Origin of the sequence: Enterobacter sp. JS8-1 (assembly GCF_049187015.1) — a bacterium.
Taxonomy (GTDB): domain Bacteria; phylum Pseudomonadota; class Gammaproteobacteria; order Enterobacterales; family Enterobacteriaceae; genus Enterobacter; species Enterobacter mori.
The window spans coordinates 4,000,118-4,015,422 of the sequence record NZ_CP185805.1 but is presented as its reverse complement, the minus strand read 5'-3'; the positions used below and the strand labels follow the sequence as shown (position 1 = coordinate 4,015,422).

General features: G+C 57.5%; 16 protein-coding genes. 10 read left to right on the top strand and 6 right to left on the bottom strand.

Annotated elements, in window-relative coordinates:
* Nucleotides 1-18 precede the first annotated feature (18 nt).
* Together ACOQH0_RS19115 and ACOQH0_RS19110 are read right to left on the bottom strand one after the other, a co-directional pair.
* Nucleotides 19-711 (bottom strand): response regulator, encoded by a 693-nt coding sequence (locus ACOQH0_RS19115; RefSeq protein ID WP_010435522.1) that lies wholly within the window; start codon nt 709-711, stop codon nt 19-21.
* Nucleotides 701-2,338: an ATP-binding protein gene (locus tag ACOQH0_RS19110; RefSeq protein WP_010435519.1), complete on the bottom strand. Its 1,638-nt coding sequence runs from the start codon at nt 2,336-2,338 to the stop codon at nt 701-703. The genes ACOQH0_RS19115 and ACOQH0_RS19110 overlap by 11 nt, the downstream gene beginning before the upstream one ends.
* 345 nt (nt 2,339-2,683) lie before the next feature.
* Here ACOQH0_RS19110 and ACOQH0_RS19105 point away from each other — a divergent pair, with 345 nt between their 5' ends.
* The 8 genes from ACOQH0_RS19105 to citG are packed head-to-tail and all read left to right on the top strand — an operon-like array spanning nt 2,684 to nt 9,992.
* On the top strand, nt 2,684-4,045 hold the full coding sequence (locus ACOQH0_RS19105; RefSeq protein WP_023333366.1) for a 2-hydroxycarboxylate transporter family protein: 1,362 nt from the start codon (nt 2,684-2,686) through the stop codon (nt 4,043-4,045).
* Nucleotides 4,046-4,062: 17 nt separating this feature from the next.
* Nucleotides 4,063-4,926, top strand: coding sequence for a fumarylacetoacetate hydrolase family protein (locus ACOQH0_RS19100; protein WP_010435513.1), 864 nt, complete (start codon nt 4,063-4,065; stop codon nt 4,924-4,926).
* 10 nt (nt 4,927-4,936) lie between these two features.
* Nucleotides 4,937-5,959: a [citrate (pro-3S)-lyase] ligase gene (citC, locus tag ACOQH0_RS19095; RefSeq protein ID WP_421510996.1), complete on the top strand. Its 1,023-nt coding sequence runs from the start codon at nt 4,937-4,939 to the stop codon at nt 5,957-5,959.
* Nucleotides 5,960-5,975: 16 nt separating this feature from the next.
* Nucleotides 5,976-6,269 carry a citrate lyase acyl carrier protein gene (citD, locus tag ACOQH0_RS19090; RefSeq protein ID WP_008499773.1) on the top strand — a complete coding sequence of 98 codons (294 nt, stop codon included), beginning with the start codon at nt 5,976-5,978 and terminating at the stop codon, nt 6,267-6,269.
* Entirely contained in the window at nt 6,266-7,141 is an 876-nt protein-coding gene (citE, locus tag ACOQH0_RS19085; RefSeq protein WP_010435505.1) for a citrate (pro-3S)-lyase subunit beta, read from the top strand. Before citD ends, citE begins: the two co-directional genes overlap by 4 nt.
* Nucleotides 7,142-7,151: 10 nt before the next feature.
* Nucleotides 7,152-8,669 (top strand): citrate lyase subunit alpha, encoded by a 1,518-nt coding sequence (gene citF, locus ACOQH0_RS19080; RefSeq protein ID WP_421512374.1) that lies wholly within the window; start codon nt 7,152-7,154, stop codon nt 8,667-8,669.
* A gap of 2 nt (nt 8,670-8,671) precedes the next feature.
* Nucleotides 8,672-9,211 carry a citrate lyase holo-[acyl-carrier protein] synthase gene (citX, locus tag ACOQH0_RS19075; protein ID WP_421510995.1) on the top strand — a complete coding sequence of 180 codons (540 nt, stop codon included), beginning with the start codon at nt 8,672-8,674 and terminating at the stop codon, nt 9,209-9,211.
* A complete protein-coding gene (gene citG / locus ACOQH0_RS19070; RefSeq protein ID WP_421510994.1) occupies nt 9,189-9,992 on the top strand; it encodes a triphosphoribosyl-dephospho-CoA synthase CitG in 804 nt (267 codons plus the stop codon). Before citX ends, citG begins: the two co-directional genes overlap by 23 nt.
* Before the next feature lie 79 nt (nt 9,993-10,071).
* Here citG and ACOQH0_RS19065 read toward each other — a convergent pair whose 3' ends face one another.
* From ACOQH0_RS19065 to mutY, 4 genes are all read right to left on the bottom strand, one after another.
* A complete protein-coding gene (locus ACOQH0_RS19065) occupies nt 10,072-11,328 on the bottom strand; it encodes a nucleoside permease (protein WP_421510993.1) in 1,257 nt (418 codons plus the stop codon).
* Nucleotides 11,329-11,599: 271 nt separating this feature from the next.
* Nucleotides 11,600-12,676, bottom strand: a complete 1,077-nt coding sequence (mltC, locus tag ACOQH0_RS19060; protein WP_421512373.1) for a membrane-bound lytic murein transglycosylase MltC — start codon at nt 12,674-12,676, stop codon at nt 11,600-11,602.
* A gap of 56 nt (nt 12,677-12,732) precedes the next feature.
* The gene (locus ACOQH0_RS19055) at nt 12,733-13,005 is read right to left on the bottom strand and encodes an oxidative damage protection protein (RefSeq protein WP_023309138.1); all 273 of its coding nucleotides are present in this window, start codon (nt 13,003-13,005) and stop codon (nt 12,733-12,735) included.
* Between the two features lie 26 nt (nt 13,006-13,031).
* On the bottom strand, nt 13,032-14,084 hold the full coding sequence (gene mutY, locus ACOQH0_RS19050) for an A/G-specific adenine glycosylase (RefSeq protein WP_010435488.1): 1,053 nt from the start codon (nt 14,082-14,084) through the stop codon (nt 13,032-13,034).
* A 144-nt stretch (nt 14,085-14,228) separates the two neighbouring features.
* Between mutY and trmB the strand changes: the two genes are divergently transcribed.
* Nucleotides 14,229-14,948: a tRNA (guanosine(46)-N7)-methyltransferase TrmB gene (gene trmB / locus ACOQH0_RS19045; protein WP_089599965.1), complete on the top strand. Its 720-nt coding sequence runs from the start codon at nt 14,229-14,231 to the stop codon at nt 14,946-14,948.
* Complete coding sequence (locus ACOQH0_RS19040; RefSeq protein WP_010435485.1) at nt 14,948-15,274, top strand: YggL family protein; 327 nt, start codon at nt 14,948-14,950, stop codon at nt 15,272-15,274. Before trmB ends, ACOQH0_RS19040 begins: the two co-directional genes overlap by 1 nt.
* Nucleotides 15,275-15,305 lie beyond the last annotated feature (31 nt).

Sequence of the window (15,305 nt, the reverse complement as noted above, 5' to 3'; positions counted from 1 at the left end):
GGGAGAGGGAACTTTTCTTCAAACCGCACTACGTTTATACATCCTCCTCGGATGCCCAATCTTCCCGTACAGCATCTCTACGCTGAGAAACCCCGCCTCCACGCAGTGTTCCAGATAGCGCCGGGTGGTGGTTTTACTCAAACCGGTTTCGCTCACCACTTCATCCACGGAAAAGCAGTGCGTTGCTTTGGCATTAAAAAGTGTTTGTACCAGTGCCAGCGTATTCTCTTCAATGCCTTTGCTGCCGTTGTCCTGACGGTAATTTTTTGCCTGCAACTGATAGAGTGAATCCACGTTCTGCTGGTCGACAATCTTCCAGACCCGCTGCTGCTCGGCAAACTGCACAAAGCGCTCCAGCGACTGGCTGAGCCGCTTCCACGACACCGGTTTGAGGATGTAGTCAAACGCGCCGTTGCGGATGGCCTGGCTGCAGGTGTCCATGTCACTGGCGGCAGTGATGAAAATCACTGAGCAGTTGGCGCGGGCCAGCATTGGGTTACTGATAAGCGTGATGCCCTTGCCGTCCGGCAGGTAGTTATCCAGCAACATCAGCTGAGGCTGCTTGCTCTCAAGCTGCGTCTGCGCGTCAGCCAGTGAAGAGGCAATCCCGACCAGCCTCAAACGCGGATGTTTACCGATCAGCTCCGCATGCAATTGCGCCAGTTCGTTCTCGTCTTCAACAATCAGTACGTCGATAAGTTCATGTTGCATAATCATTATCTTCCAGTTCTTGTGCGGGACGCCGGGCAGCTCCCGTGGCGGGAATAAACAGTGAGAAAATGGCACCGCGCGGCGTGTTATCCGCAACTTCGATGGCGCCGCCCGCCTGCGTGACGTAGCTTTCAATCAGATACAGGCCAATACCGTGATCGCCGCGCGTTTTGGTGGTAATGCCGCGTTCAAATATTTGTTCACGGATCTCCGGTTTGATGCCAATACCCTGGTCGGCGACTTCGATGATGAGTTCCTGCTCGCTCAGTTTTATCAGCACTTCAACCGGCGCATGCGGAAGCGGTGCGCGCTGCGTCGCTTCAATCGCGTTATCCAGCAAGTTCCCGATAATCGAGATGAGTTCCGATTCAAGCAGCGGCAGAAAGGATTTATCCATCCGGCAGGCGGGGTCGAAACTCAGCTCCACGCCTTTCTCCCGCGCACGCGCGGCTTTGCCTAACAGCAGGCCACAAAGCGTCGGAGAGCTAAAGCGTGAAGAGATAAAGTCCAGCAGCTCCTGCGCGTGCTCTGACTGCGCCTGAATATAGCCAATCGCCTCTTCATAGCGGCCCATGTGCAGCAGGCCGGAAAGGGTGGTCATCCGGTTGAGCTGCTCGTGGCGCATGATGCGCAGGTTATCAACGTAGCGTTTAACCTGGCTGAGCTGGGCGCTGAGCGTGTCGATCTCATTGCGATCGCGGAAGGTGATCACCCAGCCCTGCAGCGAGTTTTCCAGCATGATCCTTACCCGGCTGGCAATGACCGTAAGATCGTTAAACCGGCAGATTTCATCATGGGTGTCTTTCGCCAGCATGGTATGCGTATTGAAGAACGGAACAGGATCGATCACCTGGCTAATCAGTTGTCCGCGCAGCTCGCGGGCGGGCTGGCTTAAGCCTAATAACTTGCGTGCCGCCTGGTTGATCACTTCGATGCGCAGATCGTCATCGATAGCGATGACCCCTTCATAGATGGATTCCATCATCGCCTTCTGCTGGCGTACCAGCAGGCCAATTTCGCGTGGCTCCAGCGAGAAGATCTGCTTCTTAATACTGCGGGTGAAAAACCAGGAGAAGATAAACAGGGCGATCAGCAGCAGCACGGCGGCAATCAGAATGTTAACCACTTTATTGACGGTAATGGTATCCAGATAGCTGGTGAGATAGCCCACCGAGACAATCCCCACGACGTGCCCCGCATCGTTAAAAATCGGCGCTTTACTGCGAAGTGAAATACCTAAGCCGCCCTTGCGGATAGTGGTCGTGCTTTTACCCTGCAGAACCTCGTCGTTATCGCCGCCGACCAGCGTTTTTCCCACCCGGTCAGCAAACACCGAGTGAAACAGATGCAGCCCTTTATTATCGCCAATCACAATAAAACTGGCGTCGCTGTGGGCCGCTATTTTCTGCATAAAGTCGCTGATGCCGTTGATATCTTTCTGTTCGACTTCTTTTCGCAAAGTAGGAATAAGCGCAATTTCTTCGGCCTGTATTTTTGCACGTGCGCTCATTTCCTGATAAAGCTGTCTTCCAACGTCGACGTAATAATATCCACCCAGTAGCGCAAACAGTACCGAGAAAAAAGCGACCAGCGAAATAAACAGCTTGATCTGAAATGACACTTTCATAACTATCACGCCGGGTATCAACAAGGCAGGCTAATATATCATCTTTTCTCGTGGTGACGCCTGCTTTGCAGAAAACTTGTGATCCCTTGCACAGCAGCGCCTGTAAAAGATTTATCCGAAACGCCAGGCGTCTTAAGGCTAAATTAATAAATGTTATTTATTTGTTCATTTAAGAAAAGAAACCATAAAAACCACGGAAATAAATAAGGTGTAAATCACATTAAATAAAAGAAACCATTAAAACCATAGCTGCCATTAAAACTTCGCTTTTAATATGCCATTCCTCACATAAAGTAAGCCTTTGTGACTCTAAGCTGAACGCACAAAATAACCAAGGGGCTTATTATGAGCACAACTGACGATTCTTTCTCTGTTACCCACGACCCGATTGAAATTCAGCGACCTTCGCTCAAAGAGCGCTGGTGGCATATTATGGATACCTGGAAAATCGGGATTATTCCTCTGCCGCTGTTCGTTCTGGCGGGCGCGCTGATTGCCATTGATTGCCTGGGTGGGAAACTGCCGAGCGATATCGTGGTGATGGTGGCCACGCTGGCCTTCTTCGGCTTTGCCTGCGGCGAGTTTGGCAAACGCCTGCCGATTGTCGGCAAGCTCGGCGCGGCGGCGATTTGCGCCACCTTTATCCCTTCCGCGCTGGTCTATTACGGCCTGCTGCCGGACGTGGTGGTCGAGTCCACCACCAAGTTCTACAAATCCACCAACATTCTCTATCTCTATATCTGCTGCATTATCGTCGGCAGCATCATGAGCATGAACCGCACGGTGCTGATTCAGGGCTTCCTGCGCATCTTCTTCCCGATGCTGTGCGGCGAAATCGTCGGCATGCTGGTGGGGATGGGCGTTGGCCTGGCGCTGGGTCTGGAGCCGTTCCAGATCTTCTTCTTTATCATTCTGCCGATTATGGCGGGCGGCGTCGGGGAAGGGGCAATTCCGCTTTCCATCGGCTATGCCACCCTGCTGCACATGGACCAGGGCGTGGCGCTCGGCCGCGTGCTGCCGATGGTGATGCTCGGCGGTCTGACGGCAATCATTATCTCCGGCTGCCTGAACCAGCTCGGTAAACGCTACCCGCACCTGACCGGTGAAGGCCAGCTGATGCCGAACCGCGCGAATGCCGATGCTACTGTCTCTCAGCCTGCGTTTTCCGGCAAAGCGGACGTCACCACTATCGCCTCCGGCGCGCTGCTGGCGGTGCTGCTCTATATGCTGGGCATGCTGGGACACAAGCTGATTGGTCTGCCTGCCCCAGTCGGCATGCTGTTTATGGCGGTGCTGGTGAAGCTCTGCAACGGTGCCTCTCCGCGCCTGCTGGAAGGCTCGCAGGTGGTGTACAAATTCTTCCAGACCTCCGTGACCTACCCCATCCTCTTTGCCGTCGGCGTGGCCATCACCCCGTGGCATGAACTGGTGGCGGCGTTCACCGTCAGCAACCTGCTGGTGATCGTCAGCACCGTTTCCGCACTGGTGGCGACCGGCTTCTTCGTCGGCAAAAAGATTGGCATGCACCCGATTGATGTCGCCATCGTCTCCTGCTGCCAGAGCGGCCAGGGCGGTACCGGCGACGTGGCAATCCTGACCGCAGGCAACCGCATGAGCCTGATGCCGTTCGCCCAGATTGCTACCCGTATCGGCGGGGCGATTAACGTCTCCATCTCACTGCTGATTCTGGGCAACTTCCTCGTTTAAGTTTTCAGGAAAGAACAATGAAACTCGCAAGCTTTTTATACCAGGGAAAACGCAGCTACGGCATCGTCCAGGCCGACGGCGTGATTGATTTAGGCCGCCGTCTCGGCGACCGCTACGGCGACCTCAAGGCGCTGCTACAGGGCAACGGGCTGGCGCAGGCCACCCGCTATCTGAACGACGCCGTGGACGTGCCGCTGAGCGCCATCACCTTCTTACCGGTGATCGTGCAGCCGGAAAAAATCCTCTGCGTGGGCATGAACTACGCCGACAAACGCAAGGAATTTGACCAGCATAACCCGGCCCCGACGCTGTTTGTCCGCTTTCCGGATTCCCAGACCGGCCACAACGAGCCGGTGCTGAAGCCGCGCCACTCCAGCGAATTTGACTATGAAGGCGAGCTGGCGGTGATCATCGGCAAAGGCGGGGAGAACATCAGCCGCGACGACGCCCTGCGCCATGTGGCGGGCTACAGCTGCTACATGGACGGCTCCGCCCGCGACTGGCAGCACACCTGGTTTACCGCCGGTAAAAACTGGCGTCAGACCGGCGCGTTTGGCCCGTGGATGGCGACAGCGGACGAAATCCCGGATCCGCATCAGCTGGCAATCCGCACCTGGCTGAACGGCCGTATGGTGCAGGAAGACAACACCAGCAGCATGATCCACAAGGTTGCGGAGCTGATCGAGTACATCAGCACCTTTACCCGCCTCAGTCCGGGCGACGTGATCATCACCGGATCCCCGGGCGGGGTGGGTAAAAAGCGTAACCCGCCGCTGTTTATGAAAGAGGGCGATCGCATTGAGGTGGAGATCGAGCATATCGGTCACCTGAGCAACGTGATTATGGAAGCGCCGGCCGTTGGGCTTGCGGCGGCACACTGAGTAAGGCGGCATGAACAGTCAACCCATCGATTTTCGCCACACCCTCGTGGCGAAGCATCCGGAACGCTTAAGCCAGATCCGTTACCTGCTGGCAGACAGCGGCCTTGGCCTGGACAACGACATCACGCTGTTTGTCGAAGCCTGGTCCGGCTCTCAGCTGGTGGGTTGCGCAGGGCTTGCTGCCAACGTCATCAAATGCGTGGCGGTCAACGAGCAGCTTCGCGGCGAGAACCTCAGCGCGCGGCTGCTGGCAGAGGTGGAAAATGCGGCGCTGGAGCGCGGCCATTTTCACCTCTTCCTCTGCACCCGTCCGTGCAACCGGGAGCGCTTTGCCCGCAGCGGCTTCTGGCCGATTGCCCAGAGCGGAAACAACGCGGTGCTGATGGAGAACACCCCGCAGGGGATTGAACGCTACTGCCGTTCCCTGCGCGCGAAGCGCAATTGCGGGGAGAATATTGGCGCGATAGTGATGAACGCCAATCCGTTCACCCTCGGCCACCGCCATCTGGTGGAACAGGCGGCGACGCGGTGCGATGCCCTGCATCTGTTCGTGGTGCGTGAAGACGCCTCGTTCTTCCCGTTCAACGCGCGTCTCGAGATGGTGCGCGCGGGCGTGGCGCATCTGCCGAACGTGGTAGTGCATGAAGGCTCGCAGTACATCATCTCTCGCGCCACCTTCCCGGCCTACTTCCTGAAGGAGACCGGCAGGGTGCAGCAGGCGTGGAGCGAGATCGACGTGCTGATCTTCCGGGACTTTATTGCCCCGGCGCTCGGCATCACGCACCGCTTTATCGGCTCGGAGCCGTTTTGCGATATCACCCGCCAGTACAACCAGACGCTGCACGACCTGCTGGCCTCGCATATCGACGTGGTGGAAATGCCGCGCATCAAGGCCACCGGCAACGCCATTTCGGCCTCGGAAGTGCGCCGCTTACTGAAGACACAGCAGTTTTCCCGGATCCGGGAGATTGTCCCGGACTCCACCTTCGCGCATCTCGAAACGCATTACCGTGCGAGTGCCGAAGTCGCTTAACTACCAGGAATTTATCATGAAAATTGTAAGGGAGGCGCTGGCCGGAACGCAGGAGTCCAGCGACCTGATGGTGAAAATCGCTCCCGCTCACGGCGAGCTGGAGATTGTCATCCACAGTGAAGTGATTAAGCAGTTTGGCGAGCAGATCCGCCAGGTGGTCAACGACACATTGCGCGCCATGAACGTGCACCAGGGATTAATCATTATTGAAGACAAAGGGGCGCTGGACTGTGTGATCCGCGCCCGCCTGCAGAGCGCACTGATGCGTGCCGCCGATGAACAGGCCATCAACTGGGGGGCGCTAAAATGAGCAAACTCCGCCGCAGCATGCTGTTCCTGCCGGGCGCCAACGCCGCCATGCTCTCCACCGCCTTTATCTACCGTCCTGACTCCATCATGTTCGACCTTGAGGACGCCGTCGCCCTGCGCGAGAAAGACACCGCGCGCATGCTGGTGTTCCACGCGCTGCAGCACCCGATGTATCAGGATATCGAAACCGTGGTGCGCATTAACCCGCTCAGTACGCCGTTTGGCCTGCTGGATCTGGAAGCCGCCGTGCGGGCGGGCGTGGACGTGATCCGCCTGCCAAAAACCGACACCCCGGACGATATCTACGAGCTGGAAGGTCATCTCGAGCGTATCGAGCAGGCGTGCGGCCGCAAGGTCGGCTCCACCCGCGTGATGGCGGCGATTGAATCGGCCATTGGCGTCATCAACGCTGTGGCGATTGCCCGCAGCTCTCCGCGCCTCATCGGGATTGCGCTGGCCGCCTTTGACTACGTGATGGACATGCAGACCGAGCGCGGCGACGGCACCGAGCTGTTCTACGCCCGCTGCGCCGTGCTGCACGCCGCCCGCGCGGCGGGCATCGACGCCTTCGACGTGGTGTGGTCAGACGTTAACGACGAGGCCGGATTCCTGCGCGAGGTCGATCTGATCCGCAAGATGGGCTTCAACGGCAAATCGCTGATTAACCCGCGCCAGATTGACCTGCTGCACAACGCCTACGCCCCGACTCAGGAAGAGGTGGATCACGCCAAAAGGGTGATTGAGGCGGCAGAAGAGGGCGAGCGTAACGGCCTTGGCGTAGTGTCGCTCAACGGCAAAATGGTGGATGCACCGATTATTAACCACGCGCAGGTGGTGCTGGAGCGCGCGGCGGCCTCCGGCGTGCGTCGGTAAGGATGAGATGATGAATCAGACAGAACTTCTTCACGTGAATTTTCCCCATCTGCGGGACCTGAAGCCCTTTGATACCGCCCACAGCGCCACGCCGTGGCTGGCGGACAGCGACGCGAAACACAGCCGCAAGCTCTGCGCCTCTGTTGAAGAGGCGGTGATGCGAAGCGGCCTGCAGGACGGGATGACCATCTCCTTCCACCATGCGTTTCGCGAAGGCGACCGGGTGATCAACACCGTCGTGGCGCTGCTGGCGCGGATGGGTTTCAAAAACCTGACGCTGGCCTCCAGCTCGCTGATGACCTGCAACGACGCGCTGATCGAACATATCGAAAGCGGCGTTATCACCCGGATTTACACCTCGGGGATGCGCGGCAGGCTGGCAGACGCCATCTCCCACGGGCTGATGGACGAGCCGGTGCAAATTCACTCCCACGGCGGGCGCGTGAAGCTGCTCCAGGACGGCGAGCTGAATATCGACGTGGCGTTTCTCGGCGTGCCGTGCAGCGATGAGTTTGGCAACGCCAACGGGACGCACGGTAAATCCTGCTGCGGCTCGCTGGGCTACGCCATGGTGGACGCGCACTTTGCCCGCAAGGTGGTGCTGCTGACGGAAGAACTGGTGCCGTTCCCCAATATGCCCGCCAGCCTGGTGCAGGACCAGGTGGACTACATCGTGCAGGTTGAGAGCGTGGGCGACCCGGCGAAAATCAGCGTCGGCGCGGCGCGCGTCACCAGCAACCCGCGCGAGCTGATGATTGCCCGCTATGCGGCGGACGTGATTGAACACTCCGGCTACTTCAAATCGGGCTTCTCGATGCAGACCGGTTCCGGCGCGGCGGCGACCGCCTGTACGCGCTTTATGGAAGAGAAGATGGAGCGCAGCGGCGTGAAGGCCCGCTTTGCGCTCGGCGGCATCACCGGCAGCCTGGTGGATTTGCACGAGAAGGGGCTGATCGAAAAGCTGCTCGACACCCAGTGCTTTGACGGCCAGGCGGCGGCTTCGCTGGCGAGCAACCCGAACCACGTGGAGATCTCCACCAACGTCTACGCTAACCCCGGCAGTAAGGCGGCAAGCTGCGACCAGCTCGACGTGGTGATCCTCAGCGCGCTGGAAATCGACGTCGATTTCAACGTCAACGTGATCACCGGCTCCGATGGGGTGATGCGCGGCGCCTCCGGCGGACACTGCGACGTGGCCGCCGCGGCGAACCTGACCATCCTGGTCGCGCCGCTACTGCGCAGCCGTATTCCAACGGTCGTGAAGCGCGTCACCACGCGCCTCACGCCGGGCGAAAGCATTGACGTGCTGGTCACCGACCACGGCATTGCGGTCAATCCGGCGCGCCCGGAGATCCGCGAGCGGCTGCTGGAAGCCGGGCTCAACGTTGTGGATATCAGCGCGCTTTACGAGCGGGCGATTTCCCTGACGGGCGTACCGAAACCGATTGAATTTACCGACAAAATCGTCGGGGTGATCCGCTACCGCGACGGCAGCGTGATCGACATCGTACGACAGGTGAAGGAGTAAGTATGATTTCAGCGACACCCGTGCGGGCGGGTGTCAGCCTGGACGAACTGCTGGCGGCGAAAGAGCGCCGCGCAGCGCGCCAGGCTGACATGCTTGAGCACTATCAACAACCGGTGATTTCCCTCACGCTGGTCACGCCGGGAGAAATCAAAGACAGCCTGCGCTATCGCAACTGCATGGGCGTGGCGTTGCAGATGTGCGACCAACTGCTGTGGGAGAACCGCTGGCAGGTGCTGGACCGCCAGGTGCTGTGGCTCCCGACAGGGCCAGAAGCCCTGTGGTGCGTGGCCCATCCAGCGGCGGAAATCAAAGCGCACTGTGCGGATCTGGAGCAGACGCACCCGCTCGGCAGGCTGTGGGATCTGGACGTGATCTGCCCTCAGCACGGCCACGTCGGGCGTCAGTCGCTGGGGACGAATCTCAGACGCTGCCTGATCTGCGACGAGCCCGCTCACGCCTGTTCCCGTTCGCGAAAGCATCCCGTTGAGCAGGTGGTTTCCCGCGTGGAGAAGACGATCGATGACTGGTTTGCTCGCGACTAAACCGCGCCCGGTTGACGTGCCCGCGCTTGCCGAAGCGGCGCTGTGGCAGGAGCTGGAGCTGACGCCCAAGCCGGGGCTGGTGGACAAGCTCAATAACGGTTCTCATCGCGACATGGACCACGCGCTGTTCGTCCGCAGCATTGCGGCGATTACGCCGTGGTTTTCGCGCTTTGCCGAGCTCGGTCGCGTGCATGCAGATAAACCCGCTGACGCACAGCTTCGGATCCTCCGCCCGATGGGGATGGCCTGCGAGCAGGCGATGTACGCCGCAACGAATGGAGTGAACACCCACAAAGGCGGGATTTTTGCCCTGGGTTTACTGTGCTTCGCCGCCGGGCGTGTGAAAAATATCTCCGCAGACAGCCTCTGTTGTGAGGTGAGTAACATCTGCAGCGGGCTGGTATCGCGTGAGTTGGCCGCACGCAGCGGACAGGCGACGGCGGGCGAGCGGCAGTTTCAGCAGTACGGATTTACCGGCGCGCGCGGCGAGGCGGAGAGCGGCTTCGCGACGGTGCGTAAGGCTTTGGATTCGTGGAACGGACAGTCGCTTCATGGCCTGCTGTTGCGCCTGATGGCGGTTAATCAGGACAGCAATCTGGTGTCGCGCGGCGGCATGGAAGGGTTGCGCTACGTTCAGGGCTACGCGCGGGAATTACTGGCTAACGGCTGGGATCGCGAGGCGTTGCTTAGAATGGATAAGGTATTGATTGAACGCAATCTGAGCCCGGGCGGCAGTGCGGATTTGCTGTCGGTGGGGTGGGTGCTCTCTGCAATAAAATAGCCGGGTGGCGGCTTCGCCTTACCCGGCCTACGGTCTGGTTTTGTAGGCCCGGTAAGCGCAGCGCCACCGGGCACAACAATCAATGCGCGATCGGCTGCGCACCGTGTGGTTCACGCACGTGCTTGTACTTGAACAGCGCGATAAACGCGAAGAACAGCACCAGCGAGTACGCGGCGAAGATCAGCCACACGGGCTGCCAGTCGGTGATGCCGTTGGTGGTGTACATCTCAACCACTTTACCGCTCACCACGCCACCCAGAATACAGCCGAAGCCGTTGGTCATCATCAGGAACATGCCCTGCGCGCTGGCGCGGATTTCAGGCTTCACCTCTTTTTCCACAAACACCGAACCGGAGATGTTGAAGAAGTCGAAGGCGCAGCCGTAAACGATCATCGACAGCACCAGCAGCACGGTACCGAACGCGCTTGGGTCACCGTAGGCGAACAGGCCGAAGCGCAGCATCCATGCAGCGATACTGATCAGCATCACGTTTTTGATGCCGTAGCGGCTCAGGAAGAACGGGATGGTCAGGATGAACAGCGTCTCAGAGATCTGAGAGATGGACATCATCACCGACGCGTGCTCGACGATAAAGCTTCCGGCAAACAGCGGGTTGTTATCGAAGCTGTGCAGGAAGGTGTTGCCGAACATGTTAGTGATCTGCAGCTCTGCGCCCAGCAGCATGGAGAAGATAAAGAAGATCGCCATGCGTCTGTTTTTAAACAGCGCGAACGCGTCCAGGCCGAGCATAGCGCTCCAGCTCTGGTTTTTCTGCTGGTTTGATACCGGAATGTGCGGCAGCGTCAGGGTAAACACGGCCAGCACCACGGAGAGCACCGCGCCGATATAGAGCTGCATATGGCTCAGCTCAAAGCCCGCGAAGCTCACGCCCCACATCGCCATGATAAAGCCGATGGTGCCCCAGATACGGATTGGCGGGAAGTCGGTCACGATATCCATGCCCGCAGACTTGATGCGGTGGTAGGAGATGGTGTTGATCAGGCCAAGCGTTGGCATATAGGCCAGCGAGTTAAGCAGGATCACCATGAACATCGCCCCCGGCGTGGTCACCTGGGCTGCCATAAACAGCGTCCCCGCGCCTACCAGATGGCAAAGCATGTACAGCCATTTCGCACTTAACCATTTATCCGCCACGATACCGAGCAGCGTTGGCATGAAGACAGCCGCGATACCCAGCGAACTGTATACGGCACCGATAGACGCACCGTCGAACTTGAGCGTCACAAACATATAGGAGCCGAGTGTGGTCAGCCAGCTACCCCACAGGCAGAACTGCAGAAACGACAAAATTTTAAGCTGCAGCTTAAGGTTCATGTTACTTTCCTCACAAGTGAGCGGGAGATATGTTGTTTTGGGAACATTCAGGGTTGTTATTTGATGCAATTCTATCAGTTGGCAACGATATGTTTTGTTACCTCCCGCAAAAAAATGCAATCCACATTAATTTGCAGTTTGGATTGTGATGCAAATAACATTTTCGTATGGGTGGGGTTGGATGAGTGCGGCCTGATGCCCTCACCCTGACCCTCTCCCACGGGGAGAGGGAAAGCAGAACACCTTCTCCTTGCAGGAGAAGGTGTGTTGATCACCGGCGACGATAGTTCTTCTGCGCCGTATTCACCTTATACAGATAGCGGCGGGATTCCGCAGACGGGTGGCGGGTGGTGAGGGTTGAGTAGACATCCCCCGGCGCCATGCTGTTGATGATGTTCGCGGCCTGCACCTTATCGCTGGAGAAGACGCGCAGCACGCTGCCCGCACCGCCATTATAGGCCGTGATCACCGCATAGCGGCGCGACGTTGGGTTATCAATTCCGCCCAGGTACACATTATTCAGCATCGCCAGATAGGCGGTGCCGGTATCGATGTTGCTCTGCGGATCGAACAGATAGCTGCGGCTCGGCGTGCCGGATTTACCCTGCGAGCGGAACACGTCTTTACCGGCGCTGTGCTGCACAACCTGCATCAGCCCCAGCGCGTCGGAGCGGCTTACCGCGTACGGGTTGAATGAAGATTCGGTCTGCATAATCGCCAGGATCAGCGACTCATCCACGCCGTACTTACGTGACGCCTGACGCACCATCCCAATGTACTTATGCGCACGCTTGTCGAGGTGGTTCGGCACCAGGTTGATGGTGATGCTGTAGATGATCTTCAGGCCGTTCGAGCGGCTTTTCAGGCGCGTTTGCAGCAGATAATCCGCGAAGTTCGTGGCGCGGCCTTCCCAACGGATCGGCTGACCGGTCTGATCGACGACCTGGCCGTACAGGAACGGCTCTTTGGAAATGGTAATGTCGTCTGCGTCGGAGTAGAGATCGATAGAGCCCGGATCGTCACCCATCAGCAGGGTTTTGATAATCGCCTGACGCAGGCGCGCAGCAGGTTCAGTGCCTGCAATGGTTTCAACCGTGATCGTACCGTCATCAAAGTTGATGTGGCTTCGGGTCTGATAGGCGTCGGTGTACTTAACGTAGTCCTTAGGTCCGGCGATAAGAACTTCGTTAAATCCCCATATGTTTTCGATGTTGTGGGCAAACTGCCCCATCAAAATGTCAAAACCGTTGGTGTCCTTAACCCAGGCTTCGTTGTAATCATCGCCTTTTTTGGAAGAACAAGAGACAAGCAACGGCGCAATAAGAGCTAGCGCTAAAAGTTTTTTCATCATTCCGGGAGTGCGTGTTGTGTTTGCTTTAACGGCGGGGTTTCCCCCGCTCGCTGTTATTTTTCCGGCGGCGTATAGCCTTCGATGTGCACGTCTTTGCCTTCGAACAGGAAGCTCACCATCTCCTGCTCCAGCAGCTTCCGGTGTTCCGGGTTCATCATGCTGAGTTTTTTCTCGTTGATCAGCATGGTCTGCTTTTTCTGCCACTGTCCCCAGGCTTCTTTGGAGATTTCATTGTAGATGCGTTTACCCAGGTCGCCCGGATAAAGCTGGAAGTCCTGGCCTTCAGCGTCACGCTGCAGGAAAGTACAAAAAATCGTTCTGGCCATACTCATTCCTCTTTTTCTTGCCGATGCTAAACCATTGCACCGGCACGTAATTGTTGTAACAGGCGCTCCACGGGAGCCGCCAGCCCGACTGAAGGCGGTTGCGCTAAGTTATACCAGAGAGCGGTGCCTTCATCCATGCACGAGGTGAATGAGGACACTGGAAGCCACATGGGCACAATATCCAGATGGAAATGGCTGAAGGTGTGGCGAAACGCCGTCTGCTGCGTCAGGTTATCGGCGGCTATTCCGCGCTGTTTAAGCCATTCCCGCAGCAAATCTTCATTTTCAAACTGTGGGAAGCAGTATAGACCGCCCCACAGACCGCTCGGCGGACGCTGGGCAAGGAACACCTCATCGCCGTGTTGCATCAGCAGCATATAGCCGGTGCGCTCCGGCAGCGTCTGTTTGGGTTTCTTACCGGGATACTGCGCCCACGAATGGTTGGCATACGCCACGCAGAGATTATTCACCGGGCAGAGTTCGCATTTTGGTTTTGAGCGCGTGCAGACCATCGCGCCCAGATCCATCATCGCCTGGTTAAAACGCTCCACCCCTTTCGCCGGGGTGACCGCTTCGCTGATCTCCCAAAGGCGTTTTTCTACGTCTTTCTTACCCGGCCAGCCGTCGACGGCATAGCAGCGTGCCAGCACGCGCTTCACGTTGCCGTCGAGGATCGGGAAATGCTTGCCTAATGAAAGGGAAAGAATCGCGCCTGCGGTGGAGCGCCCGACGCCGGGGAGATCGGCCACCTCGTCAAAGGTTTCCGGGAATTTACCGTTATGGCGCGTCGCGACCTGCTGCGCGGCCTTGTGAAGATTACGCGCGCGGGCGTAATAGCCCAGGCCTGTCCACAGGTGCAGCACTTCGTCTAATGGCGCGTTTGCCAGATCGGTGACCGTCGGGAAGCGCGCCATAAAACGCTCGAAGTAAGGAATGACCGTGGCGACCTGCGTTTGTTGCAACATCACCTCGGAGAGCCATACTTTATAAGGCGTTTTTTCAATTTGCCAGGGCAGGGTTTTACGCCCGTATTTGTCGTACCAGTCCAGCACCTGGGCTGAAAATTGAGAGGCTTGCATGGTCATCGATTCACATAATCAGGGACGCAGATTGCAGCACAGCGTCAATCTGCTGTAAACCGGATCTTTCCCATGCTTGCATAGAAGCCTTAACTTTGGATAATGCCCGTTTCCCGAACACTCTCACAAGCAGACAACTCTTTTATGAAAAACGACGTCATTTCACCGGAATTTGATGAAAACGGTCGCCCGCTGCGCCGTATTCGCAGCTTTGTCCGCCGTCAGGGCCGCCTGACAAAAGGGCAGCAACACGCGCTGGACAACTACTGGCCGGTGATGGGCGTTGAGTTCACTGAACAGCCTGTCGACTTCGCCGACCTGTTTGGCCGAGAAGCGCCTGTGACGCTGGAGATCGGTTTTGGTATGGGCACCTCGCTGGTGACCATGGCGAAAGCGCGACCGGAGCAGAACTTCCTCGGTATCGAAGTGCACTCGCCGGGCGTCGGTGCATGCCTGGCAACGGCCCACGAAGAGGGCGTTGAGAACCTGCGCGTCATGTGTCACGACGCGGTGGAAGTGCTGCACAAAATGATTCCTGACAATTCTTTGAACATGGTTCAGCTCTTTTTCCCTGACCCGTGGCACAAAGCACGTCATAATAAACGCCGTATCGTTCAGGCACCGTTTGCCGAGCTGCTGAAAAGTAAGTTAAAACTGGGCGGCGTCTTCCACATGGCGACCGACTGGGAACCTTATGCGGAACATATGCTGGAAGTGATGTCGTCGCTGGATGGCTATAAAAACCAGTCTGAAAGCAACGACTATGTACCGCGCCCGGATTCACGTCCGGTGACAAAATTTGAACAGCGTGGCCATCGTCTTGGTCACGGTGTATGGGACTTAATGTTCGAGAGGGTGAAATAATGGCAAAGAATCGTAGCCGTCGTCTGCGTAAAAAGATGCACATCGAAGAATTCCAGGAAGTGGGCTTCTCTGTTGCCTGGCGTTTCCCGGAAGGCACCAGCGTTGAGCAGATCGATCAGGACGTTGACGCGTTCATCAATGATGTGATCGAGCCAAACAAGCTGGCCTTCGACGGTAGCGGCTATCTGGCGTGGGAAGGTCTGATCTGCACCCAGGAAGTCGGTAAATGCACCGAAGAACATCAGGCGCTGGTACGCAAATGGCTTGAAGACCACAAACTGGAAGATGTCCGCATCAGCGAACTTTTCGACGTTTGGTGGGACTAATAAAGCAAGTACAGGGCCAGCATTAGCTGGC